Consider the following 3257-nt stretch of genomic DNA (forward strand, 5'->3'; position numbering starts at 1 on the left):
ATTATGTATTTGGAAATGAACACAATGCTATAGACACTGCTTATATATGTAATAACCATAAGAACAGAGTTTACGATAAAAGAGGCAAGGAAATAATCGGCGGATCTGTTGGAAATAGAGTAGGAAGGGCCTACTTCTCCGTAAAGCAGGTAATCAAGATTTGGGACATCAAAAAAAAATGCCATTATAAAAATAATTGAGAAAATATCAAATATTACAGCAAGTGCAAAAAATACTATCTGTTCAGGATTAGGCGGATAATATGTGTCTTTATCATTTCTAGAGGTTTCTTCATATTCCATATAGTTATCTTCATTCTTCATAGTTATGTTTCCTTTCAATAGAATTAAAAAACAGTCGGCGATGTAAACACTGATTATTGTCATTAAGAAAGATAAATAGGCAACTTGAAAAATAATAGTCTGTATTACTTAATATTTAATGGACTGAAAATCTGGAAATAACAAGAAAGGTGTTGCAATAATATAATTTGAACAATTCATATGAGATCCTTTATCAGAGCACTCTGATAATACCAAAGATAAACATCACGTCCATCAGCGCAGCTGATGCGATGAAAATGTCCTGTGCGTGCTGAGACATATCAAAATTTTTGGTCCATATATATGCAATGCTTCTCGCCACGAAATGGAGACTAGTGAATATCCATATTATTGCACCTATCCACATGAAAGGAGTGCATCCGACACATAAGATAAATGCATTGAGAACTTCAGATATTCCATCGAAACCGTAGGAAAGCTCGCCGTTGCCGAGGCTGGGAATAAAGTCGTAGTTGTATCCATAAAAAGCTGCATATATGCACCATATCACAAGTATTGCTACAGGAAAGAGTACGAGTGCATATGCTATCTTCATCTGCTGGGGTATCCTTCTATTCATGGTATCAGCTCCTTTTTGTGGTTACCTTAGTACGGATAAGACTGATGATGTATATGAATTGCCAATAAGCTAGAAGCGGCAAGATAGGGAAGATACAGCAGAAAACGTAGAACCATATAAAGAGAAGCCTGTTTTGGATAGCTTCAAGGCCGTAGAGTATCCTACCGAATGAGGTGTAGCCGAAAACTGCTTTTGCTGTGCAGTCAAGTATTATCAGTATGTATGGAAATAGGGATACTGCAAAAGAAGTTGTATAAAGCTTAGAAATCGTATCCATTCCACGCTCGCGTCGCTTCCTCATGCGAATGTTCAACAGAAGGGGAATTATACCTAGCACAGACACGATGAGGATTCCACAGAAAATAAGAAATGGGTCATTGAAGACAATGTAGTCAAGTATGACATGTTCGAAAAATACTCTGTAAAGGAGAGCGATGACAAAGGCAAGAATCCCTGTAACAAATATTGCCGTGAGGATCTTTTCGTGTTTTTTCATGGTATCATCTCCTTTGCTGATTATATGATACCATGATATAACATAAATTGTTAGATGTCTGAGGTCACTTCAGCGATTACAATTGTAATGTTGTAAGTGACAAATATAAGTGGTATAATGGAGTAGAGGTGATGGCAAGGTGTTGATGATCTCTTTGAAAAAGATAGATAAAAAAGAACAGCACTCCCATGCGCATAATCTGCTCAAGGAGTGCCTTAAACCTTTTGATATAGAATATTGTGAGTCCATGCTAAAATTCGGAGAGCACGGAAAGCCTGAACTGAAAGATCGTGGAGATATCCATTTTAATCTGTCACACGCTGATGGAATAGCAGCATGTATCGTGTCAGAGAGAGAATGTGGAATAGACTGTGAAGCGGTGCGTGAATATCGCCCTAAAGTAGCTCAGAGAGTTTTCACTCCTGAGGAACTGAAAATGTTCGAATCTGCTTCTGAAAATGAACGTGATCTTCTGTTTTTTCAGCTTTGGACTTTGAAGGAATCTTTCATTAAAGCGGTCGGCAGAGGTCTATCCTATCCGATGAATACTGTCGGGTTCAGCTTTGAAGGCGACACAATAAGCTGCACAGATAATAATTACAGTTTCCGTCAGTATATTCTGCGAGATGGGGAATATGTCGTGTCTGTCTGCGAAAGAATCAACGGGTAACAATATAATAAAGCAGACCGTATATGAAAGCGGCTGCAGAACCATAAAGAATAACTGGTCCGGCTATAGTGAATATCTTGGTTCCAACCCCGAGAATAAGTCCCTCAGAACGCGCTTCAATCGCGGAAGAACTTATGGCATTTGCAAAGCCTGTTATAGGAACAAGAGTGCCTGCACCAGCGTGCTTGGCAAGCCTCTGATACCAGCCTAGTCCGGTCATAACAGAACTGAGTACAATAAGAGTTACCGATGTCCAGAGTGAAGCTGCTTCAGCATCTGCTCCCGCAGCTTCCAGAAACATCTTTATGATCTGTCCGAAAGCGCAGATCGCTCCTCCTGTTATGAAGGCTACGAAAGTGTTGACTTTAACATTTGATTTAGGTGAAGCTTTTTTACTCATTTCAGCGTATTCCTGCGGAGTAATGTTCATACTATCATCTCCTTTTCAGATAGTATCTGTTACTTTTTGCAGGATATACGTTTTTTTATTTCAATTAATAGTTCAGCAGCAAACAGAATTATACCTGAAAGCGATACTAGTTTACCTAGTCCGAGGAGCGGTGCGGTAAATAGAATTTCCAGCTCATGTTCTCCTTCTTCTATAGGGAAACCAAGGAAAGCCGTATCGGTCTTGACAGGTGTGACTTTCCTTCCGTCAATAGTGATATTGAAGCCATCGTGATATACAAAGCTTGTATCAGCGATACCGTCATTTTCTGCGGAAAGAATGCCGCGGATACGGTCACCGCCTGTCATTGAGATATCAGGCTGAAAAACGGAAAGATGATCGGTAAGGCTGCTTAAAAACTGAGGTTCAAGTGTATATGCACTCAGTTCTGAAACAGCGATCTCCTTGCCGGTCAGTTCTATCCTGAGAGAATCCGAGAGATCGGAGATCACATATTCAAACAGATAGTTGTTGTTGTGATACTTCCATTCCGGATTTGTCAGAGTATTTTTCACACCGTTTATCCTGATACGTACGTCGCCTCCGCGTTCCCAGCTGAAACTGTTTTTCTGGTTGTTATCCACGCGGAAACGGAGCAGAATTATTTTATCATGTGTGTCTGCCGGCAGCTTATATGTGTATGACATTGAACCGCCTTCCGGGTGAATATGCCATACTCCGTCAGTGAGGTCGGAATCATATTCTCCGCTAACATTTTCACATTCAGATATGTCAAAAAT

At 40.0% G+C, this 3257-nt stretch carries 6 protein-coding genes; 1 reads left to right on the forward strand and 5 read right to left on the reverse strand.

Annotated elements, in window-relative coordinates; all coding sequences use genetic code 11:
- The 3 genes from J6U00_RS05165 to J6U00_RS05175 all read right to left on the reverse strand — a co-directional run.
- On the reverse strand, positions 1-323 hold a 323-nt coding region (locus J6U00_RS05165), incomplete at its 3' end, for a hypothetical protein (protein ID WP_296579816.1).
- A gap of 193 nt (positions 324-516) precedes the next feature.
- Positions 517-903 carry a hypothetical protein gene (locus J6U00_RS05170; protein ID WP_296579819.1) on the reverse strand — a complete coding sequence of 129 codons (387 nt, stop codon included), beginning with the start codon at positions 901-903 and terminating at the stop codon, positions 517-519.
- Between the two features lie 4 nt (positions 904-907).
- Positions 908-1399, reverse strand: coding sequence for a hypothetical protein (locus J6U00_RS05175; protein WP_296579822.1), 492 nt, complete (start codon positions 1397-1399; stop codon positions 908-910).
- Between the two features lie 145 nt (positions 1400-1544).
- On the opposite strand from J6U00_RS05175, the gene J6U00_RS05180 reads away from it, so the two are divergent.
- Entirely contained in the window at positions 1545-2069 is a 525-nt protein-coding gene (locus J6U00_RS05180) for a 4'-phosphopantetheinyl transferase superfamily protein (protein WP_296579830.1), read from the forward strand.
- Here J6U00_RS05180 and J6U00_RS05185 read toward each other — a convergent pair.
- A complete protein-coding gene (locus J6U00_RS05185) occupies positions 2059-2499 on the reverse strand; it encodes a SpoVA/SpoVAEb family sporulation membrane protein (RefSeq protein WP_296579825.1) in 441 nt (146 codons plus the stop codon). The two genes, J6U00_RS05180 and J6U00_RS05185, sit on opposite strands and share 11 nt — an antisense overlap.
- A gap of 29 nt (positions 2500-2528) precedes the next feature.
- Positions 2529-3257, reverse strand: a 729-nt coding sequence (locus tag J6U00_RS05190; protein ID WP_296579828.1) for a YfhO family protein, incomplete at its 5' end; no start/stop codon positions are given.

This window comes from Ruminococcus sp. (genome assembly GCF_017650195.1).
Taxonomy (GTDB): domain Bacteria; phylum Bacillota; class Clostridia; order Oscillospirales; family Ruminococcaceae; genus Ruminococcus.

What these genes read in the sequence shown, in the direction of transcription:
- J6U00_RS05170 (WP_296579819.1), bottom strand. Translation starts at nt 903, where the DNA reads ATGAATAGAAGGATACCCCAGCAGATGAAGATAGCATATGCACTCGTA.
- J6U00_RS05175 (WP_296579822.1), bottom strand. Translation starts at nt 1,399, where the DNA reads ATGAAAAAACACGAAAAGATCCTCACGGCAATATTTGTTACAGGGATT.
- J6U00_RS05180 (WP_296579830.1), top strand. Translation starts at nt 1,545, where the DNA reads ATGATCTCTTTGAAAAAGATAGATAAAAAAGAACAGCACTCCCATGCG.
- J6U00_RS05185 (WP_296579825.1), bottom strand. Translation starts at nt 2,499, where the DNA reads ATGAACATTACTCCGCAGGAATACGCTGAAATGAGTAAAAAAGCTTCA.